The sequence below is a fragment of the Tabrizicola sp. genome, assembly GCF_022842145.1.
In the GTDB taxonomy this organism is placed as follows: Bacteria; Pseudomonadota; Alphaproteobacteria; order Rhodobacterales; family Rhodobacteraceae; genus Tabrizicola.
On the sequence record NZ_JALHQD010000003.1, the window covers coordinates 23,325 to 45,733 of the forward strand.

Annotated in this window: 21 protein-coding genes; 12 read left to right on the top strand and 9 right to left on the bottom strand. The window is 67.7% G+C overall.

From position 1 onward, the window contains the following. Nucleotides 1–2 precede the first annotated feature (2 nt). From Q0C42_RS08280 to Q0C42_RS08310, 7 genes are all read left to right on the top strand, one after another. A complete protein-coding gene (locus Q0C42_RS08280; protein ID WP_295074362.1) occupies nt 3–665 on the top strand; it encodes an adenylate kinase in 663 nt (220 codons plus the stop codon). Nucleotides 666–727: 62 nt separating this feature from the next. Continuing rightward, a complete protein-coding gene (locus Q0C42_RS08285; RefSeq protein ID WP_295074363.1) occupies nt 728–985 on the top strand; it encodes a DUF4212 domain-containing protein in 258 nt (85 codons plus the stop codon). 14 nt (nt 986–999) lie between these two features. Further along, complete coding sequence (locus tag Q0C42_RS08290) at nt 1,000–2,946, top strand: sodium:solute symporter family protein (RefSeq protein ID WP_295074364.1); 1,947 nt, start codon at nt 1,000–1,002, stop codon at nt 2,944–2,946. A gap of 59 nt (nt 2,947–3,005) precedes the next feature. Further along, nucleotides 3,006–4,829: a DUF294 nucleotidyltransferase-like domain-containing protein gene (locus Q0C42_RS08295; protein ID WP_295074365.1), complete on the top strand. Its 1,824-nt coding sequence runs from the start codon at nt 3,006–3,008 to the stop codon at nt 4,827–4,829. 9 nt (nt 4,830–4,838) lie between these two features. Next, the gene (locus Q0C42_RS08300) at nt 4,839–5,357 is read left to right on the top strand and encodes a hypothetical protein (protein WP_295074366.1); all 519 of its coding nucleotides are present in this window, start codon (nt 4,839–4,841) and stop codon (nt 5,355–5,357) included. A 2-nt stretch (nt 5,358–5,359) separates the two neighbouring features. Beyond that, nucleotides 5,360–5,740, top strand: coding sequence for a response regulator (locus Q0C42_RS08305; protein ID WP_295074367.1), 381 nt, complete (start codon nt 5,360–5,362; stop codon nt 5,738–5,740). Nucleotides 5,741–5,743: 3 nt separating this feature from the next. Next, complete coding sequence (locus Q0C42_RS08310) at nt 5,744–7,801, top strand: exonuclease domain-containing protein (protein ID WP_295074368.1); 2,058 nt, start codon at nt 5,744–5,746, stop codon at nt 7,799–7,801. Between the two features lie 65 nt (nt 7,802–7,866). On the opposite strand, the gene truA is transcribed toward Q0C42_RS08310, so the two are convergent. Next, complete coding sequence (gene truA / locus Q0C42_RS08315; protein ID WP_295074369.1) at nt 7,867–8,640, bottom strand: tRNA pseudouridine(38-40) synthase TruA; 774 nt, start codon at nt 8,638–8,640, stop codon at nt 7,867–7,869. Nucleotides 8,641–8,853: 213 nt separating this feature from the next. On the opposite strand from truA, the gene Q0C42_RS08320 reads away from it, so the two are divergent. Together Q0C42_RS08320 and Q0C42_RS08325 are read left to right on the top strand one after the other, a co-directional pair. Continuing rightward, nucleotides 8,854–10,269, top strand: coding sequence for a YcjX family protein (locus Q0C42_RS08320; RefSeq protein ID WP_295074370.1), 1,416 nt, complete (start codon nt 8,854–8,856; stop codon nt 10,267–10,269). Next, nucleotides 10,266–11,267 carry a YcjF family protein gene (locus tag Q0C42_RS08325; RefSeq protein WP_295074371.1) on the top strand — a complete coding sequence of 334 codons (1,002 nt, stop codon included), beginning with the start codon at nt 10,266–10,268 and terminating at the stop codon, nt 11,265–11,267. Before Q0C42_RS08320 ends, Q0C42_RS08325 begins: the two co-directional genes overlap by 4 nt. Nucleotides 11,268–11,405: 138 nt before the next feature. Here the strand turns inward: Q0C42_RS08325 and Q0C42_RS08330 are convergent, their stop codons facing one another. Continuing rightward, the gene (locus Q0C42_RS08330; protein ID WP_295074372.1) at nt 11,406–12,425 is read right to left on the bottom strand and encodes a DUF2332 domain-containing protein; all 1,020 of its coding nucleotides are present in this window, start codon (nt 12,423–12,425) and stop codon (nt 11,406–11,408) included. Then, nucleotides 12,422–13,111: an aminoacyl-tRNA hydrolase gene (gene pth / locus Q0C42_RS08335; RefSeq protein WP_295074373.1), complete on the bottom strand. Its 690-nt coding sequence runs from the start codon at nt 13,109–13,111 to the stop codon at nt 12,422–12,424. The genes Q0C42_RS08330 and pth overlap by 4 nt, the downstream gene beginning before the upstream one ends. A 72-nt stretch (nt 13,112–13,183) precedes the next feature. Here pth and Q0C42_RS08340 point away from each other — a divergent pair, with 72 nt between their 5' ends. Next, on the top strand, nt 13,184–13,867 hold the full coding sequence (locus Q0C42_RS08340; RefSeq protein WP_295074374.1) for an FkbM family methyltransferase: 684 nt from the start codon (nt 13,184–13,186) through the stop codon (nt 13,865–13,867). 225 nt (nt 13,868–14,092) lie between these two features. On the opposite strand, the gene Q0C42_RS08345 is transcribed toward Q0C42_RS08340, so the two are convergent. Beyond that, nucleotides 14,093–14,701: a 50S ribosomal protein L25/general stress protein Ctc gene (locus Q0C42_RS08345; RefSeq protein ID WP_295074375.1), complete on the bottom strand. Its 609-nt coding sequence runs from the start codon at nt 14,699–14,701 to the stop codon at nt 14,093–14,095. Between the two features lie 428 nt (nt 14,702–15,129). On the opposite strand from Q0C42_RS08345, the gene Q0C42_RS08350 reads away from it, so the two are divergent. Then, nucleotides 15,130–16,275, top strand: coding sequence for an MFS transporter (locus tag Q0C42_RS08350; protein WP_295074376.1), 1,146 nt, complete (start codon nt 15,130–15,132; stop codon nt 16,273–16,275). Here Q0C42_RS08350 and Q0C42_RS08355 read toward each other — a convergent pair. From Q0C42_RS08355 to Q0C42_RS08375, 5 genes are read right to left on the bottom strand one after another with little or no spacing between them, the layout of a single operon-like run. Beyond that, complete coding sequence (locus Q0C42_RS08355) at nt 16,263–17,846, bottom strand: 5-guanidino-2-oxopentanoate decarboxylase (RefSeq protein WP_295074377.1); 1,584 nt, start codon at nt 17,844–17,846, stop codon at nt 16,263–16,265. The genes Q0C42_RS08350 and Q0C42_RS08355 overlap by 13 nt on opposite strands. Continuing rightward, nucleotides 17,843–19,030 carry a pyridoxal phosphate-dependent aminotransferase gene (locus tag Q0C42_RS08360; RefSeq protein ID WP_295074378.1) on the bottom strand — a complete coding sequence of 396 codons (1,188 nt, stop codon included), beginning with the start codon at nt 19,028–19,030 and terminating at the stop codon, nt 17,843–17,845. The genes Q0C42_RS08355 and Q0C42_RS08360 overlap by 4 nt, the downstream gene beginning before the upstream one ends. Continuing rightward, nucleotides 19,027–19,686 carry a TetR family transcriptional regulator C-terminal domain-containing protein gene (locus Q0C42_RS08365; protein ID WP_295074379.1) on the bottom strand — a complete coding sequence of 220 codons (660 nt, stop codon included), beginning with the start codon at nt 19,684–19,686 and terminating at the stop codon, nt 19,027–19,029. Before Q0C42_RS08365 ends, Q0C42_RS08360 begins: the two co-directional genes overlap by 4 nt. Before the next feature lie 57 nt (nt 19,687–19,743). Then, complete coding sequence (locus Q0C42_RS08370) at nt 19,744–20,598, bottom strand: cation diffusion facilitator family transporter (RefSeq protein ID WP_295075308.1); 855 nt, start codon at nt 20,596–20,598, stop codon at nt 19,744–19,746. 25 nt (nt 20,599–20,623) lie between these two features. Further along, on the bottom strand, nt 20,624–21,238 hold the full coding sequence (locus tag Q0C42_RS08375; protein ID WP_295074380.1) for an SH3 domain-containing protein: 615 nt from the start codon (nt 21,236–21,238) through the stop codon (nt 20,624–20,626). Between the two features lie 76 nt (nt 21,239–21,314). On the opposite strand from Q0C42_RS08375, the gene Q0C42_RS08380 reads away from it, so the two are divergent. Beyond that, nucleotides 21,315–22,298: a D-glycerate dehydrogenase gene (locus Q0C42_RS08380; protein ID WP_295074381.1), complete on the top strand. Its 984-nt coding sequence runs from the start codon at nt 21,315–21,317 to the stop codon at nt 22,296–22,298. Nucleotides 22,299–22,409: the final 111 nt, after the last annotated feature.

Consider the following 22,409-nt stretch of genomic DNA (forward strand, 5'->3'; position numbering starts at 1 on the left):
CCGTGGGGCCGGTTCTGATCCTTCTTGGTCCCCCAGGCGCAGGCAAGGGCACGCAAGCGCGGATGCTGGAGGAGGACTTCGGTCTGATCCAGCTTTCGACCGGCGACCTTCTTCGCGCCGCTGTGGCAGCGGGGACCGAGGCGGGCAAACGCGCCAAGGCGGTGATGGAGTCTGGGCAACTGGTCTCCGACGACATCGTGCTGGCAGTGCTGAAGGACCGGATGGCCCAGCCCGACGTGGCGAAGGGCATCATTCTGGACGGCTTTCCCCGCACGGCGGGTCAGGCCGCGGCGCTGGACCAGTTGCTGGCCGAAGGCGGTGGGAAAGTCACTGCCGCCGTCAGCCTGGAGGTCGAGGACGCGGCGATGATCGCCCGCGTCTCGGGCCGCTATACCTGCGCCTCGTGCGGCGAAGGCTATCATGACGAGTTCAAGCAGCCCGCCACGGCGGGGACCTGCGACAAGTGTGGCGGCACGGCGTTCAAGCGCCGGGCCGACGACAACGCCGAAACCGTGCGGGCCAGGCTGCAAGCCTACCACGCCGAAACGGCACCGCTGATCGCGCATTACGACCGTCTGTCCGTTCTGGAACGGGTGCCGGCGATGGGGTCCATCGACGGTATCCGCACCATGCTGGCCGACATCGTGGGGCGCGTCTCGGCGTGATGGGAGGGGCCGCTCCCCTGGATCCCCCAGGGGTGCGGAAAACAAACAAGGGAGTTCACCTCATGGCAGACAAAACTTCTGCCAACGCCTATTGGGCAGCGAACATCAAGGTCATCACCATCTCGATGATCATCTGGTTCGTCTGTTCCTTCGGGCTTGGCATCCTGCTTCGGCCGGCACTTTCCGGGATCCATGTCGGCGGCGCCGACCTTGGCTTCTGGTTCGCGCAGAACGGCTCGATCTTCGTGTTCCTGATCCTGATCTTCGTCTACGCGAAGATCATGAACGGGATCGACCGCGCCCACGGCGTGGAAGAGTAAGGGGTCAGGGACAGATGGATCAGTTTACTCTCAACCTCATCGTCATCGGGGCATCCTTCGCGCTCTACTTCGGGATCGCGTTCTGGGCACGGGCCGGATCGACGGCGGAATTCTATGCCGCCAGCCAGGGTGTTCCCCCGGTCATGAACGGCATGGCGACGGCGGCCGACTGGATGTCGGCAGCGTCCTTCATCTCGATGGCGGGTCTCATCGCCTTCGGGGGCTACAACAACTCGGTCTTCCTGATGGGCTGGACCGGCGGCTACGTGCTGCTGGCACTTCTGCTGGCCCCTTACCTGCGCAAGTTCGGCAAGTTCACCGTGCCGGAATTCGTGGGCGACCGCTTCTATTCGACCACGGCCCGCATGGTCGCCGTTGTCTGCCTTCTGGTTATCTCGATCACCTACGTGATCGGGCAGATGGTCGGCGTCGGCGTGACCTTCGCGCGCTTCCTGGAAGTGTCGACCACGACGGGCCTTCTGATCGGTTCGGCCGTGGTGTTCGCCTATGCTGTGTTCGGCGGCATGAAGGGCATCACCTATACCCAGGTGGCGCAGTACATCGTGCTGATCATCGCCTACACCATCCCGGCGATCTTCATCTCGCTGAACCTGACCGGGCATTTCCTGCCGCAGCTTGGGTTCATCGGGGGCTACGCGCCGACCGGTGGCGAGACCTACTTCCTGGACAAGCTTGACCAGGTCGTGACCGACCTTGGCTTCACCGCCTATACTGCCGACACCACGAACATGCTGAACATGTTCCTTGTCACGATGTCGCTGATGATCGGGACCGCGGGTCTGCCGCACGTGATCATCCGCTTCTTCACCGTGCCGAAAGTGTCGGACGCCCGTATCTCGGCTGGCTGGGCGCTGGTCTTCATCGCGCTGCTTTACACCGTGGCTCCTGCCGTGGGTTCGATGGCGCGTCTGAACATCACCACCACCTTCTGGCCGGGTGCGATTGACGGCGAGACCTTCTCGAAGCCCGCGCTTTCGATCGCCGAGATCGACAGCAACCCGGACCTCACCTGGATCCGGAACTGGGAAAAGACCGGCCTTCTGGCGTTCTCTGACAAGAACGGCGACGGCATGATCCAGTACTTCAACGAGCCGAAGCCGCTGGTCGATGCGAACACCGCACTGGCCGCTGCGACCAAGGCACTGGCCGATGCTGCCGCCGACGCCGACAAGGCGCCGCTGGAAGCCGCGGTTGCCGAAGCCACCACCGCACGCGACGCGGTTCTGGCCGAAGCACAACTGGGTGGTCAGTCGCTGGCCGCACAGGGCATCGTCGGGAACGAACTGACCACGGTCAACAACGACATCATGGTTCTTGCGAACCCTGAGATCGCTGCTCTGCCGGGTTGGGTCATCGCCCTGGTCGCCGCCGGTGGTCTTGCCGCCGCGCTGTCGACCGCTGCGGGCCTGCTGTTGGCCATCTCTTCGGCCATCAGCCACGACCTGATCAAGGGTGCCTTGAACCCGAACATCAGCGAAAAGGGCGAGCTTCTGGCCGCGCGGATCTCGATGGCCTTCGCCATCGTGCTGGCGACCTGGCTTGGCTACAACCCGCCCGGCTTTGCCGCGCAGGTGGTGGCGCTGGCCTTCGGTCTGGCAGCCGCGACGATCTTCCCGGTGCTGATGATGGGTATCTTCTCGACCCGCGTTGGCAAGGAAGGCGCGATTGCCGGCATGATCGTCGGCCTGATCACGACCTCGGTCTACATCTTCCTGTTCCTGGGCTGGTTCTTCATCCCCGGCACGAACGTGTACCCGAACACGCCTGACGCCCACTGGTTCGGCATCTCGCCGGCAGCGTTCGGCCCGATCGGTGCGATCCTGAACGTCGCCACGGCCTACATCGTGTCGGCGATGACGAAGGCTCCGCCGCAGGAAGTGCAGGACCTGATCCAGTCGATCCGCGTGCCGAAAGGCGCCGGCAAGGCAACGGCTCACTAAGCACTCTGCGCCTCCGGGACTATTCCCGGGGGCGCACCTCCCTTACCGGAAACAGGATCATGGATCAGGACAGCACCACGCTTCTGGCCTTCCTGGAGACGGTGCACCCCTATGACAGCCTGCCGCGGGACGAGATGGCGCGGGTCGCCGCCTCTTTCAGCCGCAGACATTACGACGATGGCGCCGTGATCTATTCGGCCGGTCAGCCGATGACGGGCATCTATCTGATCCTGGGCGGATCGGTCGAGGTTCTGGAGCCTTCGGGCGGACTGGTCTCGCTTCTGGGTCCCCGCAACAGCTTTGGCGAACGCGGGCTGATGCGGGACGGGATCGCGGTGACGACCGCCCGGGCGACCGAGGGCGCCGAGATCCTGATGCTGCCCGAGTCCGAGTTCCGGCGGCTGATCGCGACTTATCCAGCTTTTGAACGGTTCTTCCATCGCGGTCGCCAGCACGAGAACCGCGAGGCCGACATCTCGACCCGCAAGGTCGGCGACCTGATCGCGCGGGCACCCATCGCGGTGCCACCCCAGACCTCGATCCGCGAGGCGGCGGCGAAGATGCGGGATGCGCATATCTCGTGCCTGGCGATCACCGAAGGGGACCGCCTGGTCGGCATCGTCACCGCGCGGGACTTTGTGAACAAGGTGCTGGCGCAGGGGTTGGACCCCGCAGCCCCGGTCAGCACGGTCATGGCCGCCAATCCGATGGTGCTGGGACCGGACAGCCTTGGCTCGGACGTGCTGAACCGGATGCTGGAACACCGGATCGGGCACCTGCCCGTGGTCGACGACGGCAAGCTGGTGGGCATGATCACCCAGACCGACCTCGTGCGCTTTCAGGCGGTGTCCTCGGCGCTGCTGGTGCGAGACGCGGCGACGGCGCAGACGGTGGCGGAACTGGCCGAAAACACCGCCCGTATCCCGCGCCTTCTGGTGCAACTCGTGGGCGGCGGGTCGGCGCATGAGGTCGTCACCCGGCTGATCACCGACATCGCCGACACGGTGACGCGGCGGTTGTTGGCGATGGCCGAAACGGAACTGGGACCTGCCCCCGTGCCTTACCTGTGGCTCGCCTGCGGGTCGCAGGGCCGGCAGGAGCAGACGGGGGTCAGCGACCAGGACAACTGCCTGATGATCGACGATGCCGCAACCGAGGCCGACATGGCCTATTTCGCCAAGCTCGCCCGGATCGTGAGCGATGGTCTCAACGCCTGCGGCTACGTCTACTGCCCCGGCGACATGATGGCCACCAACCCGCAGTGGTGCCAGCGGCTGTCCGTCTGGCGCGACTATTTCCGGAAATGGGTGACGACCCCCGACCCGATGGCGCAGATGCTGGCGTCGGTCATGTTCGACCTGCGCCCCATCGGCGGGACGGCCAGCCTGTACAGCGATCTTCAGGCCGAAGTGCTGCAGATGGCCGCGAAGAACTCGATCTTCGTGGCGCACCTGATTTCCAACAGCCTCAAGCACAACCCGCCGCTTGGCCTGCTGCGCGGCTTTGCCACGATCCGGTCGGGCGAGCACAAGAACCACATCGACCTGAAGATGAACGGCGTCGTGCCAGTGGTCGACCTGGGCCGGGTCTATGCGTTGATCGGCGAGACGCCTGCCGTCAACACCCGTGCCCGGCTGGAGGCTGCGGCCGAACTTGGGGTGATCAGCCCGAGTGGCGCGCGCGACCTGATCGAGGCCTACGACCTTATCGCCGAGAAACGTCTGGAACATCAGGCGCGGCGGGTGAAGGCGGGCGAGAAGCCTGACAACTTCATCGCGCCGTCGGAACTGTCGGATTTCGAACGGAGCCACCTGCGCGACGCCTTCGTTGTCGTGCGCACCATGCAATCCGCCGTGGGATCGTCCCGCGGCGCCAGGAGTTGATACACCCAAATGGCACTTGAACTCCTCGGCTCGTTCTTTGTCGCCCTGACGCTTGGCCTTCTGGTCTGGGCGCTGCGCAAACGCTTTGCCGCCATTCCCGGCTGGCTGACGCCGGTTTCGGCGGGCCTGGGCCTGATCGTCACCGCGATCTGGATGGAATACAGCTGGTTCGACCGCGTCTCTGGCGCATTGCCTACCCAGTTCCTGGTGACCAACGAGGAAACCACCGCCTCGCCCCTTCGGCCCTGGACCTATGTCGCACCCCTGGTGAACCGCTTCACTGCTCTGGACGGGTCGAAGCTTGCCCGACACCCCCAGCGCGGTGAACTGATCGTCGCTCCGGTCTTCGGCTTTGCCCGCTATCAGAACCCTCAGACCGCTTTGATGGTCTTCGATTGTGCCGGCAACCGCCGCGTTCCGGTGACCGAGGGCATGGCGATCGACGCAAGCGGCACGCTGACCGGCGCCGACTGGCTGGTGCTGGAAACCCCCGACGGCCTGCAACAGGCCGCCTGCAAGGAGGGCTAGGGATGGACCGCAAGCCGCGTATCCTTGTCGTCGAGGACGAGGACAACATCGCCGTAGCACTGGACTACCTGATGACGCGCGAGGGCTATGACCACGACCGCGTGGCAAGCGGCGCCGACGCTCTGCCGCGTATCCGGAGCACGCATCCCGACCTTGTCCTTCTGGACGTGATGTTGCCCGAGGTCTCGGGCTACGAGATCTGCGAAGGCATCCGCACCGACCCCTCGCTGGCGGACGTGAAGGTCCTGATGATGACCGCGCGCGGATCCACCATCGAACGGCGCAAGGGCCTTGCTCTCGGGGCGGACGGGTTCATCTCGAAACCCTTTGAGCTCAAGGACCTGCGCGACGAGGTGCGGCGACTTCTGGCACCCGGAGTTTAGCGGATGCTGACCGGGCTTTCGCTTCGCCTGCGGGTCTTCCTGATCTTCGCGGGCCTCGCGGCTGCGATCCTTGCCGCCACGGGCCTTGGTCTCTGGCTGGGCTACAGCCGCCTCGGCCAGCCCGGCGTCGGGCAGGGCTTTGTCCAGGCCGGGGTCCTGGCGGGCTTTGCCGCGCTGGGGCTGGTCGCGGCCGTGTGGTATCTTTTCGACCTCAACGTCGCGAAGCCGATCGAGACCCTCTCCGGTGCTCTCCGCGCCCGGGCCCACTCCGACGTCACCGCCGAGATGGACGCGGCCATCGCCCGCTACCTCGGCGACCTTGCCCCTGCCGCCCGGGCCGCCGCGCAAAGCCTGTCCGAGACAAGGTCAGCCCTGGCCGAAGCCGTCGCGCGTGAGACGTTGCGTCTGGGCTCGGAAAAGGCCCGGCTGGAGGCGCTGCTGTCCGATGTCCCGGTCGGCGTGGTCCTGTGTTCCGCCGATCACGCGCTGGTCTTCTATAATGGCCCCGCCGCCGACATCATCGGCACCAACCGGGGGCTTGAGGCGGGCCTTGACCGCAAGCTCTTCGACTACCTGCACGCCGCCCCGCTGCGGCTTGCCCATGAACGCCTGATTGCGACCGGCGACCCGGACGCGGTGTCCGATCTTCTGTGCACCACCACCAGTGGCGCCCGCGTGCTGGCCGTCCGGATGCGGCTTCTGGGCGACGGCGGCACACAAGGATACGTCCTGACCCTGCGCGACATCACCGGCGACATGGCGGTGGATGCGCGGCGCGAGGCGATGCTGGAAGCCGCGCTCGACAGCCTGCGCCGGCCCGCGGCGGCTTTGGCGACCCTGGTGGGGGTGATGCCCGGCGACGCCCTGCCCGCACCGATGCAAGGCGCGCTGAAGGACGAAGTCGCGCGGCTGAGCCAGGCGGTCACCCGCTTCGGCGCCGCACGGGACGAGGCGGCGTCCGAAGCCGGTGCCCTGCCACAGACCCGGGCCTTCGACCTCGCGCAGGGCCTTGCCGCCCGGCTGGGGGCACAAGACATCATGATCACCACCGAAACCGCCGATCTGATCCTGCGCTGCAACGGCTATGAGATCCTGACGCTGTTGGAGCACCTCGCCCGCCATCTGTCGGACCGCAGTCCCCTGCACCTGACCATCGAGGAAGAGGACACCGGCGCGACCATCCGCCTGTCCTGGACCGGCCCGCGCGTCGGCGTGGGCGAGTTGGACGGCTGGCTGGCCTTCCCCCTCACCGACGACAGCGACCGCCCGGCCCGCACGGTTCTGGCCGCCCATGCCACCGAGATCTGGCCCGAGATGCTGGCGGACGGCCGCCCCGCCCTGTGCCTGCCGATCCGCCAGGCCCGCCGCGCAGTGGCCCGCCCGAAGCCCGTTGCGCGCAAGGTGGTTTACGACTTCGACCTCCTTTCGCCCGCCCGCACCGACAGGCTGGCCGAGACGCGGCTTGACCGGTTGACCTACGTGGTCTTCGACAGCGAGACGACGGGCCTCAATCCGCGTCAGGGCGACGAAATCGTGCAGCTTGCCGCCGTCCGCATCGTCAACGGGCGGCGTGTCGAAGGGGAGGTCTTCGACACGCTGGTGAACCCCGGCCGCGCCATCCCGGCAGTTTCGACCGAGGTGCATGGCATCACCGACGCGATGGTCGCCGATGCGCCGGGGGTGGCCGACGTTGTCCGCCACTTCCACAAGTTCGCGGAAGGCGCCGTCCTGATCGCCCACAACGCGCCCTTCGACATGGAATTTCTGCGTCGCCTGGAAGGCCAGCTGGGCCTGACCTTCGACATGCCCGTTCTGGACACCGTGCTTCTCTCCGCCGTGGTCTACGGCCAGCACGAGGTCCACAGCCTGGACGCGCTGACCCATCGCCTTGGGATCACCATTCCCGAGGAAGACCGCCACACGGCCTTTGGTGACACCATCGCCACGGCGGATGCGTTCCTGAAGCTGATGCCGATGCTGGCCGGCCGCGGCCTTGATACCTTCGGCGCAGTGCTGACCGAGGTGCGCAAGCATGGGCGGCTCTTGAAGGACCTGAACTGACTGGCCCTTTCACATTTGCCCAAATATCCCACGGGGGTCCGGGGGTGTGAAACCCCCGGCGCCTGTCACCCCGCGAAGGGATCGACCGGATAGCTCACCCCCACCAGATACAAGCCCTGCGGCGGGCTGACGGGTCCGCAGGCCGCCCGGTTCCGCGCCTCCAGCGCCGCGCGCACGTCGCCGGGCGTCCAGGCCCCCGCTCCGACCCGTTCCAGAGTCCCGACGATGGAGCGCACCTGGTTGTGCAGGAACGACCGCGCGGCCAGGTCGAAGCGGTACTCGATGCCGCCGGGGTAGGGGTGTTCGCCGATCTCGATCCGGTCGAGGGTCTTCACCGGGCTTTTCGCCTGGCAGAGGGTCGACCGGAAGGTGGTGAAGTCGTGGTGTCCGATGAGTTCGGCCGCGCCTTCCCGCATCGCGCCCAGGTCCAGCGGGCTCAGCACCTGCCAGATCAGGCCCCTGTCATGCGTGACGGGCGCGCGGCGGGCGACCAGCCGGAATGTGTAGCGCCGCCCGGTGGCCGAGAAGCGGGCGTGGAAGTCCTCGGGCACCCGCGCGCAGGCCAGGATCGCCACCGGGTCCGGCCGCAGATGCGCGTTCAGCGCCGAGGCAAGCCGGAACGGGTCCCAGTCCTTTGCAAGGTCCACATGGGCCACCTGCGCCGTGGCGTGGACCCCGGCGTCGGTCCGACCGGCGGCGGCGATGGTGTGGGGGCCGGGCTCCAGCCTGCCAAGCGCCCGCTCCACCGCCTCCTGCACCGAGGCCAGGCCCTGCGCCTGCCGCTGCCAGCCCGCGAAGGGGCCGCCGTCATACTCGATCTGCAAGGCATAGCGGGGCATGGGTCTTCCCTACCCCGGAAGCGGGCCATCGCGCAATCCTTGCCAATTTCCGCACCCCCACAAGGAAGCCCATGAAAAGATTGGACATGCTTCCGCCGTCCGGCGTGGACAGGGCAGGAGTAGGGTGGGCAATACTGCCCACCCTCCCCACCCGCCTTCCATTCCCGCCCGGCCCATCCTATCTTGACCTCCGCGAAGGAAAAGGAACGAACCGTGGCATTCTCCGGGTTGACGGACGGGATCACCCGCGGGATCGAAGGCGTGGGGGCAGGGCTCTCGGAAAGCCTCTTCGACACCACCCTCCGACTGGGCGTGACCGGGCTTTCCCGCGCGGGCAAGACCGTCTTCATCACCGCCCTGGTCGCGAACCTCTTGAACCGGGGCCGGATGCCGCAGCTGCGCGCCCAGGCCCAGGGCCGCATCCAGGCAGTCTACCTGCAACCCCAGCCCGACGTCACGCTGCCGCGCTTCGATTACGAGGCCCACCTCGCCGCGATCACCGGCGACAGCCCCCGCTGGCCCGCCTCCACCCGCGCGATCTCTGAACTGCGCCTCTCGTTCCGGGTCCAGCCGGCCGGGATCCTCTCCTCCTGGCGCGGCCCCCGGACGCTCCACCTCGACATCGTCGACTATCCCGGGGAATGGCTTCTGGACCTGTCGCTTCTCGACCACAGCTACGAGGAGTGGTCGGAAAGCACGCTCGCCCGTCTCGAGAAACGCCCCGAGGCCTCGCCCTACCTTGCCCTAGCCCGCGCCGAGGATGGGGCACTAAGGCTGGACGAAGCCCGCGCCCGGCAACTGGCCGAGACCTTCACTGCCTATCTGACCGCCGCCCGGGATCTTGGCCGCGTCGATGTCACGCCCGGCCGGTTTCTCTTGCCGGGCGACCTTGCCGGGTCCCCCGTGCTGACCTTCGCCCCGCTGCCGAAGCCTGCCAGCACCGGCCGGACGAGCCTCTGGCGCGAGATGGAGCGGCGGTACGAGGCCTACAAGTCGAAGGTCGTGCGCCCCTTCTTCCGCGACCATTTCGCCAAGATCGACCGGCAGGTCGTGCTCGCCGACGTCCTGGGCGCGATCCACCAGGGACCCCGGGCGGTCGAGGATCTGCGGCGGGTGATGGCCGAGGTCCTGTCCAGCTTCCGGCCCGGGCGGAACACCTGGCTTTCCGGGATTTTCGGCGGGCGGCGCGTGGAGCGCATCCTCTTTGCGGCCACCAAGGCCGACCACCTGCACCACGAACAGCACCCCGCGCTGACCGCGATCACCGCCAGCCTCTTGGCCGAGGCCAGGCAGCGGGCCGACTTCTCGGGCGCCAGGACCGAGGCGATGTCGCTGGCGTCCCTGCGGGCCACGGTGGAGGAGGTCGTCACGCGGGACGGGGTCGAGGTTCCGGCAGTGCGGGGGGTGCTGCAATCGACGGGCAAGCCCGCGCTGATGTATCCCGGCGCCCTGCCGTCCGACCCGTCGCGGCTGTTGTCCCCCGCGCGTGAGGGGGCGACGGCCTGGCTGGACGCGGACTACAGCCTCATGACCTTCGCCCCCGCCCGGCTGACCCTGCGGCCCGGCGAAGGCCCGCCGCATATCCGGCTGGACCGTGCCGTCGAATTCCTGATCGGAGACCAGTTGTGAGCCGCCCGCCGAAGCCCTTCACCCAGGAGATGGAGGAGGTCGTCGATCCCTCGCTTGCCCCGCCGGTGCCGGACAGCCTGCCCGAGGGACAGGCGATGCAGGCGGTGGCGGCGCTGAGCCAGAAGCGCGGATCGGCCCTGGGGCGGTTCGCGGTCTGGGCTTTCGGAGCATTGTTCACCTTCACCCTGTCGGTCGCGGCCTATGACTTCGTTGTGGGGCTCCTGGCGCGGAATGTGGTGCTGGGATGGGCCGCATTCGCGCTGGTGGCGGTCGCTGTCCTGGCCGCGCTGGTGCTGGCCCTGCGCGAATGGGGGGCCTTCCTGCGGCTGGGGCGGCTGGACAGCTTGCGCGCGCGGGCGGTGGACGCGCGGGCTGCGGCGGACCTGAAGGCGGCGCGGCGGGTGGTCTCAGGCCTGGTGTCGCTTTACGCCGCGCGGGGCGATACCGCCTGGGGCCGGGCGCGGCTGGCCGAGCGGGAAGGCGAGGTGATGGATGCCGATGCCCTGCTGGCGCTGGCGGAGCGAGAGCTGTTGACCACGCTCGACGCCGAGGCGCGGCTGGTGATCGAGGCTGCTGCACGGCAGGTGGCGACGGTGACGGCGCTGGTGCCGCTGGCCCTGGCCGACGTGGCGACGGCGGCGGTGGCCAACCTGCGGATGATCCGGCGGATCGCCGAGATCTATGGCGGGCGGTCGGGGAGTTTCGGCAGTTTGAAGCTGCTGCGACGGGTGTTCGGCACGCTGGTGGCGGCGGGGGCAATGGCGCTGACCGATGACATGATCGGCTCGGTGGCGGGCGGCGGGGTGCTGTCGAAGCTCTCGCGCCGGTTCGGCGAGGGAGTAGTCAACGGCGCGCTGACGGCTCGGGTGGGGGTGGCGGCGATGGAATTGTGCCGGCCGATGCCCTTCGTCGCGCTGGAGCGGCCGGCAGTGTCGTCGCTGGTCAGCCGGGCGCTGGCGGGTCTGGTGTCGCGCGGCGAGCGGCGCCAGTCAGATTGAGCGCGTTCCGCGCAAGCCCTTTGTCTCGCCTATTTGCGCGCGAAGGGCGCGCAACCGGCTCGGGCGTGCCTCCGGCGGGGATATTTGGGTCCAGGTGAAAGGGCATTTTCGGGCCGCGGCCGCCGCTCTGGTGGCGCATCAGGGAGGCGGGGCAATCCAGTCGATCCAGCGGCCGTGGAAGTCGGCGCGTCCAAGGGGAATGGCTTCGTCGCCGGGCCAGAGGGTCAGGGTCAGGGCCGCGCCGGGGGAGAGGCCGTCGGCCTCCATCGACAGGCGGGCGATGGGGGTGGCCGCGCTGGCATCCTGCATCGCAGCAAGGGCCCGGGCCTGGGTTGCGGGTGGGAAGTATTGCCAGGCGACGGTGTGGACCACGAGGTGGAGGGCGCCGTCCGTCCGGGGGACAAATCGGGTTTCCAGCCAGTCGGCAGCATCGGCCCGGTCCACCTGCGGGCGGAGCCGGGCGGCAAGGTCCAGGGCCATGCGCGTGCGGGCCAGGCGCTCGGGCTGGTCGGGCCAGATGTAGGCCATGATGCGCAAAGCGTCTGTCACGGGATCAAGCGGGTTCAGGTCCACGCCCCGGCGCTCGAAAAGGATCGGGGATGCAGCGGGCGGCGGTGGACCGGTCCAGTCCGGTGCAAGCACCAGGGCGGGGTCGGCGGGGCCGAAGGTCCTGCCGCCGATGGACAGGGCGTAGTGGTCCCAGAGCAGGTTCAGTCCCACGCTTGCGCCGAGTTCGGAGAGGGCGAGGGGACGGCGGAACCGGGCCGTCAGCCAGTGGGCGGCCGCGATCAGCGGGGCGGAGCGGCGGACCTCGTTGGTCTGGGGCGGCGAGGAGAGCCAATCAAGGAGAAAGGCGGGATGCGCGCGGATCGCGGCCAGGGCGGCTTCGGTTACGTCGGCCGCCGGGTCGGCGTAGGCCCGGCCGAGGTCAGCGTCCTGCCCGGCCAGGACGAGAGCATGGAGCCCCCCGGCCAGCCGCAGCGGCAGGGCATAAGCGCGGGTGGTCTGGTGGCCCTGAAGGCCGAGGATATGGTCGGCGACGGGGTGTCCGGGTTGCAGCCGGTCGGCCAGACCGGACATCAGCCGCGCCATCAGCGGCGAACCCATCGCGGCGCAGTCCTCGGCCTGTTGGCGGAAGGTCTGCCGGATGGCGTTCACCGGAACTTGTCGAGAAGTTTCTGCATGGGAGAGCGGGCGTCCTCCACCGGCTTGGCCTCGAAGACCGGGGCCTCGGGGACCGGGGCCTCGGCCTTGTCCTTCGTGGTCGAGGATCGGGGCGGGGCGGTGCGCAGAGCCACGGCGTTCATGAACTTCTGTCCATCGCCTGCCGCAAGGACCTCGGCCCCTTCGGAAATGCCGCGGAGGAGGTCTTCGAGCCAATCCTGGTCGGCCTTGGCAAAGTCGTGCAGCACGTAGGAGGCCACGGCGTCCTTGTGGCCGGGGTGGCCGATGCCAAGGCGGACGCGGGCGTAGGCCTCGCCCAGATGGCCGTGGATCGAGCGGAGCCCATTGTGGCCGGCGTGCCCGCCGCCCTGTTTCAGGCGCAGTTTTCCGGGGGCGAGGTCAAGCTCGTCATGGAAGACGGTGAGGTCGGCGAGGGGCAGTTTCCAGAAGGCGACGGCGCCCTGGACCGACTGGCCGGAGAGGTTCATGAAGGTCTCGGGCTTGAGGAGTGCCACCTTCTCAGCGCCGAGGCGGCCTTCGGAGACAAGGCCCTGGAATGCCTTGCGCCAGGGGGTGAAGCCGTGGTCGGCGGCGATGCGGTCCAGCGCCATGAAGCCGATGTTGTGCCGGTTGCCCGCGTATTTCGCGCCGGGATTGCCGAGGCCGACCCAGAGTTTCACCTTTGCTCTCCCCTTGCGCGTTGGCTGCGATATAGCTGGGGCCGGGGTTTGAGACAACCAAGCGGGACCCGGATGCGCAGCTTCACCCTTCGCGGCCTGACGCTTTACCTGCCCGAGGCGGCGCTGAAGGGGAACCTGGAGCGGGCGCTGACCAGTGGCCGCTACGAAAACCACGAGGCGGATGCGCTTTTGCTGCACCTCATGCCGGGGGATCGGCTTCTGGACCTGGGCGCGGGGCTGGGGTTCATCTGCGCGCTGTCGGCGGGGGTGCTGGGGGAGGACGCGGTTCTGGGGGTCGAGGCGGGGCCGGACACGGTGAAGCTAGCCCGGCGGAACCTGACGGCGAACGGCTTTGCGGGCGTGAAGGTGATGCGCGGCGCGGTGGTGGCGACGGGCGAGGGCGAGGTGGAGTTCGGGCAGCGGCCTGCCTTCTGGGCCAGCGCATTGCAAGGGCCAGAGGGCTGGCCGGAGAATGCCGAGGTGATCCGGGTGCCTGCGCGGCCGATCGGGAAGCTGCTGGCCAAGTTCGCCCCGACGGTGATCTCCTGTGACATCGAGGGCGGCGAGCAGGGGGTGCTGACCCAGCCGCTGCCGGGGGTGCGACTGGTGGTGGTCGAGACGCATCCGCAGGTCTATGGGACCGAAGGGGTGGCGCGGATCGTCGCGGCACTGGAGGCGCAGGGGTTTGGTGCGGCCGAGGGTGCGAAGAAGGATACGCTGGTCTTCCGCCGGTCAAACAGCTCGGGAGCCGAGTGAACGGTTGTTGCGAAGCGCCGTTGTGTTGGGGGCGCGCGTGTGGCGCGGCGATTGCCGAAACGGCCACGGCGCTGCGCGCGAGTTTCTGGAGGAGAAGGCTCCTCGTGCGACTGCGTCTTCTCGTCGTGGCCTTCCGCGGGGAAGGATGACGTCATCGAGCAGCGGTGCCACAAAAGCAGACGGGGGACCCGAAGGCCCCCCGCTGTGTCAGAACAGTCTGCCCAATCAGGCGCTGGCTTCTTCTTCTTCTTCCGCCGCGGCGAGGCCAGCCGGAGCGGCGACGTTCGCGATGACGAAGTTGCGGGCGATCGTCGGCTTGACGCCGGCGGGCAGTTCCACATCGTCGATGTGGATGACGTCGCCGATCTTCTTGCCGGTCAGGTCGACCGTGATGTGATCGGGGATGTCGGCCGCGGTGACTTCCAGTTCGACTTCCGAGCGGACCACGGTCAGCGTGCCGCCACGCTTCAGGCCAGGCGACGCTTCGTGGTTGATGAAGGTCACGTGGATGAACAGCTCGATCCGGCTGTCGTCGTGGATGCGCATGAAGTCGACATGCGTCGGCATGTCCTTGACCACGTCGCGCTGGACGCCACGGCACACGACGTGCACGTCGGGCTGCCCTTCAACCTTGAGGTTGAACAGCGACTGCAGGAAGCGACCCTGCCGCAGCTTGGTCAGGAGGTAGTTGAATTTCATCTTGATCGCGACCGGCTCAGAGCCGTCGCCGTAGATGATGCCAGGTACGTAGCCGTCACGACGGGCTTGACGGGCGGCCCCCTTGCCTGTCCCCGTCCGTACCTCGGCCAGAAGATCGGTGATCTCGCGTGCCATAGGTTCTCTCCATATAAGTCCGCCATCCTCCAAGGGTGCATGGCGCGACCGGGGGGCATTAACGGAGAAAGCGCAGGAAGGGAAGGGGGAAGTTCGGCGGGGGGAGGAGTGACGTTGCAGAGGGTTGACCGTCGGTGAAGGCGGAAATCCTGGCGCTGGACGCAACGGGGGATGGTGCAATGGGCAAGTCATTGGGGACGCTGGATTAATGCGGTCGGTTTCGGTGCGGACCGGCGTCTGTAACGGGTATGTATCCCGTATTCCTTCCATGCATACGCACGGTCAGACGGGAGGCCGCTAACCTTGCCGCGCGAATCGCGGCGGTGGGATGCGGGTGTCGCTTTCGGAGGGCCGCTGGGTCGCCTCTGGGCTGGATGGAACCGTGTTGCCGGGATAGCTGTCGTTCTCTTGTCCTGGAGCCTTCCGCAATGATTTCCCTTCCCACCCTGGCGCATGCCCGTCCCGCCATCGGGGCCTTTGCGGCGATGGGGGTGTTGTGGGGCACCTTCGCGGCGGTCCTGCCGGACCTGAAGCTGATGCTGGGCGTGGACGAGGCGCAACTGGGACTTCTGATCTTCTGCACGCCCATTGCCGCGATCAGCGCGATGCTGGTGGCTCCGGCGTTCGGCGCGGCGATGGGGCGGGCGGCGCTGCCGCTGGCGGTTCTCTTGATGGCGCTGGCCTTCATGCTGCCGGGGCAGGCCTCGGTCTGGTGGCTCTTTCCGCTGGCGATGGCCTGTGCGGGGGCCGCGACGGGGCTGACGGATGTGCTGATGAACGCGCGGGTGGCGGCAATCGAGACCCAGCGCGGTCTGCATCTGATGAACCTCGCCCACGCGGCCTATTCGTTCGGATATGCCGGGGGTGCGATCCTGACCGGAGTGCTGCGGGGCGCGGGCTGGGGGCCCGACTGGGTGATGGGGACGATGGCGGCGGTGGGGGTCCTCTGCGCGACGCTGACCATCGAACGCGATGGGCGGATCGATGGGCTGCGCAAGCCCAAGGACGGGACCGCAGTGCCGCTGGGCCTAGTGCCGGTGCTGGGCGGCGGGATCGTGCTGATCGCCTTCATGACCGAGAACGCGGCCGAGAACTGGTCGGCCCTGCATATCGAGAAGACCCTTGGGGGCAGTCCCGAGGAAGGTGCGCTTGGCCCGGCCATGCTGGCCCTGACGATGGGCTTTGCACGATTGGGCGGGCAGTGGCTGGCGGGGCGGCTGGATGCGTTCACCATCTTGCGCAGCGGCGCGGTGATCGCGGCGGTGGGCGCGCTGGTCGTGGCGCAGGCCGCAAGTCCGCTGGTGGCTTATCTGGGCTTTTTCGTCATGGGCATCGGGGCCTCGGTCCTGGCGCCGACGGCGTTTTCGCTGGTCGGGCAGATGAGCCCGGACGAGGCCCGGGCGCGGGCCGTCGCGCGGGCGACCTTGCTGGGCTACTTCGGCTACTTTGTCGGGCCGCCGCTTCTGGGCGTGCTGGCCGGGACCTTCGGCCTGCGCTTCGCCTTTGTCTGGGCGGCCTGCCTTGTCGCGCTGGTCTTTGTCCTGGCCCCGATGCTGAAGCGTCAGCGGACCTGAATCTCCAGGAAACGCGGGCCTTCGTGCGGGGTGATCAGAAGCTCGCCCAGCTGGTCGGGGTCGGGGGGCACGCTGGCGAAGACCATGTCGCAGGCCATCGCGAAGTGCTCCATGTCCAGGGGCGAGGGGTGGCAGCCGATGATCTTGTCCACCTTGGCCTGGCGCAGCGCATCCTCGATCTCGCGGAAGCCGGCGTTGTTCCAGACGATGTAGGTGATGGGGAGCTTTTCGTCGACGGCGGTGCGGAGTTCTCCGGGCGAGAATTGCAGGCCGCCGTCGCCGATCAGGCAGACCACGGGCACGCCGGGTGCTGCGATGGCGGCACCGATGGCAGCCCCGGGTGCAAAGCCCAGTGCGCCGTAGCCGGTGGCGGCGTTGAACCAGCCGCGTGGGCGGTCATGGTCGTAGTAGAGGTTCGCGGCATAGACCGGCTGGGTGCTGTCGCCGACGATGATCGAGTTGGGCATGGCGTCGCGGATCACCTCGACCATGTCGAGCTGGCCCGGCATCGCCTCGCTTAGGCCAGCAATCTCGGCCCGGGCGGCTTGGCGGACAGCCTCGGCGCGGGCGGCGCCGTCGCGGTTGCCGCGGATGGTCATCGGTAGAAGTGCGGCCATCATCGCCCCGGCGTCGGCCTTGACCGGCATCTTGGCGGGGTGGCGGGCAAGCTGTTCGGCGCAGATGTCGATGCGGATCATGTCCGACAGGTTCGGCACGCGACCGTTGGCGTACATGTCATAGTCGGTCGGCCCAAGTTCGGTGCCAATGGCAAGGATCTGGTCGGCGTCGGCGATGAACTTCCGCACCGCAGTCAGGCTGGGCGAGGCTGGGATGGTCAGGCGGTGGCCGAACATCGCACCTCGGGCGTTGACGGTCTGGATGACCGGCGCGTCGAGGGATTCCGCCAGTTTCTGCAGCGGACCCTCGGCCCCACGGGTGCCACCACCGGCGAGGATGACGACACGTTCGGCGGCGTTCAGCGCGGCGGCGATGCTGCGCAGGCGACCCAGCGGTAGGGGCACGGCACTGGTTGATGTGACGGAGGGCGGCAGTTCGGGGCAGGGCTGGCCCATCATGTTGGTGGAGATCTGGATATGCGCCGGGCCGGGGCGACCGGCGGTCATGGCGGCAAAGGCGCGGTCCAGAACCTCGCCCAGTTTCTTGGGGTCGGTGACGGTCTCGGTGTGGCAAAGGGTGGCGACCATCGCGCCCTGGTCGGGAAGTTCGTGGAGCCGGCCGAGGCCCTTGCCGAGCGTATCGCTGCGGCCAAGGCCGGAGATCACCAGCATGGGCACCGAGTCCGCCTTGGCCTGTGCCATCGCGGTCAGCGTGTTGGTCAGGCCCGGACCGGTGATGACGAAGGCGGCGGCGGGCTTGCCCGAGACGCGGGCGTAGCCGTCGGCCATGAAGCCCGCGCCCTGTTCGTGGCGCGGGGTGACGTGGCGGATCTTGCCTTCGGCGGCGGCGAGGCCACGGTAAAGCTCGATGGTATGGACGCCGGGGATGCCGAAGACGGTGTCGATGCCGCGGGCGATCAGCCCCTCGACCAGACGGATGCCAACGGTGGTCATGCTGCGTTCCCCAGGATGCTGGCCGCATGGGCGGCGATACGGTTTGCGGCAAGCGCCGTGCGGTCGTCGGGCTGCGTGAGCGACAGGCGGAGCCAGCCGGAGAGCCCCGCGCCGAAGCTTTCGCCCGGCATCACCGCAACCTTCTGCCGGTCAAGAAGCGAGGCGGCGAAATCCTCGCCCGAGAGGCCCGTTGCGCGGACGTCGATCAGGGCGAACATGCCGGCCTCGGGGCGGTGGACGTAGAGGCCGTTCACGCCCGACAGCGCGTCGGCGATGATCCCCGCGCGGCGCGAGAACCGTTCGACCATTCCGCTGGCTACGGGCGAAGGTTCGGAAACTGCTATTTGGGTGGCGTCGGCAAGGAAGGGTTGCGAGCCAAAAAGCATGGTTTCTGAAAGTGGCAGCATCCGCGCGCAGAACTCGGCGGGGCCGACGCACCAGCCGGACCGGAAGCCGGGGGCGGCATGGGACTTCGAGATCGACGAGGCGACGATGGTGCGGTCGGCGAGGTCGGCGAAGTCCAGCGGTGAGGTGAAGGTCACGCCGGGGAAGACCATGTCCTCGTAGACCTCGTCGCAGAGGATCCAGAGGTCGTGGGCCTTGGCGAGGTCCCCCAGCGCGCGGATATCCTGCGGGCGCAGGACCGCGCCGGTGGGGTTGTGGGGCGAGTTCAGGAAGAGGACGCGGCTGCGCGGCGTGATCCGGGGGGCGACATCGGCGGCCTGCATCCGGAAACCGGTTTCGGGCGTCAGCGGGACCGGGACCACCTTGGCGCCGGTCTGGGCGATCAGGCCCTCGTAGGTCGCATACATCGGGTCGCCAAGCAGCACCTCGTCCCCGGCTTCGACCAGAGTTCGGAGAATTCCGTAAAGCACGGTCTGGGTGCCGGGCAGGCACATGATCTGGTCGCGGGTGATCTCGCGGCCGCGGCGGGCGGTGTAGCGGGCGGCGAGGGCGGCGACGAGGCCAGGCTCGCCGCGGCCGTTGGAATAGCCGGTGCGACCGGCCTGCATCGCGGCGCTTGCGGCCTCGATGAAGCGGGTGGGGGTGGGGACGTCGGGCTCGCCGATGGTGAATTCGATGATGTCCTCGCCCGCGGCCTTCATGGCGCGTGCGCGGGCGTGCAGTGCCCATTTGGCACCGCCAAGGCCGGAGAGGCGATCAGTGACGGAGGCGTATCTCATGGGGTGGTCTTTCCGAAGTCGGGGAGCATGGCTGTGTGATCGAGGAGGTTCAGCCCAAGGATGGCACTGATGGAGGACAGTCCGATGGTGATGACCTCGCCGGGGCCGAAGGTGCCGGGCAGAAGCGAGCCTTCGACCCAGAGCCCATCGATCAGCGCGTTGCAGGCGATCGCTTCGACGCGGGTCTGCCCCGGCTTCACCACGCGCGGAAGGGTTTCGATGAGTTGCTGCAGCGTGTCGCGGTAGGCGAGGTAGCTTGCTTCGTGCACGGCCATCAGGTCAGGATCGCTGCGCACCTTGTGCATGTAGCCCGCCCAAAGCACCACGGCGCCTGCGTCAAGGACCGGCGGGCGGAGAGAGGCGGCGATGAAGGCGGCAAGGCGTTCCTCGGGGCCGGCACCGACGCCTTCGATGGCATCGGCACCCTTGGCGGTCATCCCGTCCATCAGCGCGCGATAGGCGGCGCGCGACAGTTCGTCCTTGGACTGGAAGTAATGGCGGATGAGGCCCGGCGTGACCCCGGCCCGTTCGGCGATGGCCCGCACCGTCGCGGCCTCGGGGCCGCCTTCGGCCACCAGTTCCTGCGTGGCCAAAATCAGCGCCGTGCGGCGACTTTCTTCGCTTTCGCGGCGGTAAAGGCGGCGGGCGGGTTGCATGGGGTCCGACTGTTATACGCGCGTATAATCGTGCGGAGGAGGTGGAAAGTCAACCGCTTACGTCTCGCGGTGGACGTCCTTGTGGATGATGACGTCGGCGTGGGGATAGGTGTCGAGGATGGCGCGGCGGAGGCTGGCACCGATGTCATGCGCTTGGCGCAGGGACTGGTCGCCGTCCAGCTCGATATGGAGATTGACGAAAATCCGGCTGCCGGCAGTGCGGGTCTTGAGGTCGTGGTAGCCGCGCACTCCGGGCCAGTCGGCGGCGATGCGGCCGATGCCCTCGATGATCGAGGGGTCGGCGGCGCGGTCCATCAGCGCGTCCCAGGCGTCCTTGCCGATGCGAAGCGCGCCGATGGCCATGACGGCAGCGGCAGCCATCGCCACGATGGCGTCAATCGAGCCGATGCCATAGCGACTGGACGCCCAGAGCGCCGCGATGGCCCCGAGGCTGGGCAGCAGGTCGCCAAGATAGTGCAGCCGGTCGGCGGCGACGACCTTGCTGCCGGTCTGCCGCGCGACCCGGCCCTGCCACCAGACCAGCGCGAGGGTAACCAGGATCGAGGCGACCATGACGACCAGCCCGCGACCTTCAGAGGCAAGCTGGTGCGGAGTGTCGGCGGTCAGGCGGTAGACGGCCGTCCAGCCGATCAGGCCCGCAGAGATGAGGATGAAGGCGGATTGCGCCAGAGCGGCAAGATCCTCGGCCGAGGTGTGGCCGAAGGCGTGGTCCTCGTCGGCGGGGCGGGCGGCGTAGATGATCGCGGCCGCTGCACCGAGCGACATCATCAGGTCCATGGCGGAATCGGCCAGCGAAGCGGCAATCGACAGGGCCCCGGTTTCGGCCAGCGCCCAAAGCTTCAGCGCGACCAGCAGGGCCGCCACGAGGACCGAGGCGAGCCCGGCCGACATCGCAAGGCGGAAGCCGCTCTTGGGATCATTCGACAAGTTCGTCGTCCTTCACACCCCAGATCGCCGTCTTGCGGATCCAGCCGCGGGTCCCCTCCAGCGAGACCCGGCACCAGGTCGGACTGCATTCCAGGATGCGGCCGATGACGCCAAGCTCGGCCTGCGCGACAACGGTGGAGCCGTCTTCCGGTGCGTCGTGGAGTTCGGCCATATCAAGTGTGACGAGCGCGCTGCGCACGCCTGACAAAAGCGAATAGTGGACCCAGCCGCCCGCGCCCTCGAAATCCTCGACCCGGCGCCAGTTCTCGAATTCGGCGGTGATCTTCAGGGGCATGCCGGCACGCGTGAAGACCCAGTCGATGCGGTGGGTCAGGCCGGGACCGCGGCGGGCGTTGCCCTCAGACCCTTTCAGCGACACGTAGCGCGGCAGGGGAAGATTCGTGACGCAACCGATATCGGGTTGGCACTGCTTTTCCGGCGGCTTGTCGGTCACCACGGGGGGGTCGGTTTCAGACGCGGCCGTGTCTTGCGCAAGAAGGGTCGTGCCCTGAAGAGCGCCCAGAAGTGCCAAAAGTCCGACCAACCGTTTCATCTTGCCGCCTTCCGGGATGCCGCGCAGGGCATCCGTGCCGTTACCGCTCACCGGGTCTTGTGCATTGCCCCGCTTGGTTGCACCTTGCCCCAAGGACGCCGGATTTGGAAGTCTCGGGGAGAGTGCAATGCCTGCCAGCCGCCTGACTGTGATCGTGACGCGACGGCTGCCCGAAGCCGTGGAAACACGGATGAAGGAGCTGTTCGACGTCGAGCTGCGCGATCCCGATGTTCCGATGACGCGCGAAGAGCTGGCCGAGGCGATGCGGCGGGCCGATGTTCTGGTGCCGACGATCACCGACACGATCGACGCGGGCCTTCTGGCGCAGGCTGGCGAGAAGCTGAAGCTGATCGCGAACTACGGCGCGGGGGTGGACCATATCGACGTGGCGACGGCGCGGCAGCGGGGGATCCTGGTCGCGAACACGCCGGGTGTGACGACGGAAGACACGGCCGATATGGTGATGGCGCTGCTTCTGGCCGTCACGCGGCGCATCCCGCAGGGGCTGCAAGTCATGCACTCCGGCTGGACCGGCTGGTCACCGATGGCGAATCTGGGCGGGCGTCTGGGTGGACGGCGGTTGGGTATCCTGGGGATGGGCCGGATCGGCCAGGCGGTGGCACGGCGGGCGCGGGCTTTCGGGTTGCAGGTGCACTACCACAACCGCAAGCGCGTCCGCCCCGAAGTCGAAGCCGAACTGGAAGCGACCTATTGGGAAAGCCTGGACCAGATGCTGGCGCGGATGGACATCGTTTCGGTGAACTGCCCGCACACGCCCTCGACCTTCCATCTTCTGAATGCGCGGCGGCTGAAGCTGATGAAGCCCTCGGCGGTCGTCGTGAACACCTCACGCGGGGAGGTGATTGACCAGAACGCCCTGACGCGCGCCCTGCGGTCCGGTGATCTGGCCGGGGCGGGGCTGGATGTCTACGAGCATGGCACGGATATCAATCCGCGACTTCTGGAACTGCCGAACGTGGTTCTCTTGCCGCACATGGGATCGGCCACCATCGAGGGGCGGATCGAGATGGGTGAGAAGGTCATCATCAACATCAAGACTTTTGCCGACGGCCACCGTCCACCGGATCAGGTGGTGCCGGGAATGTTCTAAAACACAACCTATAGGCGAGACTCGGCGGTTTTCTGTGGAGAAACCGTTTCTGGGCCGTGGGATTGATTGCTTGCCAACATTTCGCGCACTAAGGAATTTCGGCAGCTTTGC

Coding starts and splice junctions, on each gene's coding strand:
- Q0C42_RS08285 (WP_295074363.1), top strand. CDS start 728: ATGGCAGACAAAACTTCTGCCAACGCCTATTGGGCAGCGAACATCAAG.
- Q0C42_RS08290 (WP_295074364.1), top strand. CDS start 1,000: ATGGATCAGTTTACTCTCAACCTCATCGTCATCGGGGCATCCTTCGCG.
- Q0C42_RS08295 (WP_295074365.1), top strand. CDS start 3,006: ATGGATCAGGACAGCACCACGCTTCTGGCCTTCCTGGAGACGGTGCAC.
- Q0C42_RS08300 (WP_295074366.1), top strand. CDS start 4,839: ATGGCACTTGAACTCCTCGGCTCGTTCTTTGTCGCCCTGACGCTTGGC.
- Q0C42_RS08305 (WP_295074367.1), top strand. CDS start 5,360: ATGGACCGCAAGCCGCGTATCCTTGTCGTCGAGGACGAGGACAACATC.
- Q0C42_RS08310 (WP_295074368.1), top strand. CDS start 5,744: ATGCTGACCGGGCTTTCGCTTCGCCTGCGGGTCTTCCTGATCTTCGCG.
- truA (WP_295074369.1), bottom strand. CDS start 8,640: ATGCCCCGCTATGCCTTGCAGATCGAGTATGACGGCGGCCCCTTCGCG.
- Q0C42_RS08340 (WP_295074374.1), top strand. CDS start 13,184: ATGCGCAGCTTCACCCTTCGCGGCCTGACGCTTTACCTGCCCGAGGCG.
- Q0C42_RS08345 (WP_295074375.1), bottom strand. CDS start 14,701: ATGGCACGCGAGATCACCGATCTTCTGGCCGAGGTACGGACGGGGACA.
- Q0C42_RS08350 (WP_295074376.1), top strand. CDS start 15,130: ATGATTTCCCTTCCCACCCTGGCGCATGCCCGTCCCGCCATCGGGGCC.
- Q0C42_RS08355 (WP_295074377.1), bottom strand. CDS start 17,846: ATGACCACCGTTGGCATCCGTCTGGTCGAGGGGCTGATCGCCCGCGGC.
- Q0C42_RS08360 (WP_295074378.1), bottom strand. CDS start 19,030: ATGAGATACGCCTCCGTCACTGATCGCCTCTCCGGCCTTGGCGGTGCC.
- Q0C42_RS08365 (WP_295074379.1), bottom strand. CDS start 19,686: ATGCAACCCGCCCGCCGCCTTTACCGCCGCGAAAGCGAAGAAAGTCGC.
- Q0C42_RS08370 (WP_295075308.1), bottom strand. CDS start 20,598: ATGTCGGCCGGGCTCGCCTCGGTCCTCGTGGCGGCCCTGCTGGTCGCG.
- Q0C42_RS08380 (WP_295074381.1), top strand. CDS start 21,315: ATGCCTGCCAGCCGCCTGACTGTGATCGTGACGCGACGGCTGCCCGAA.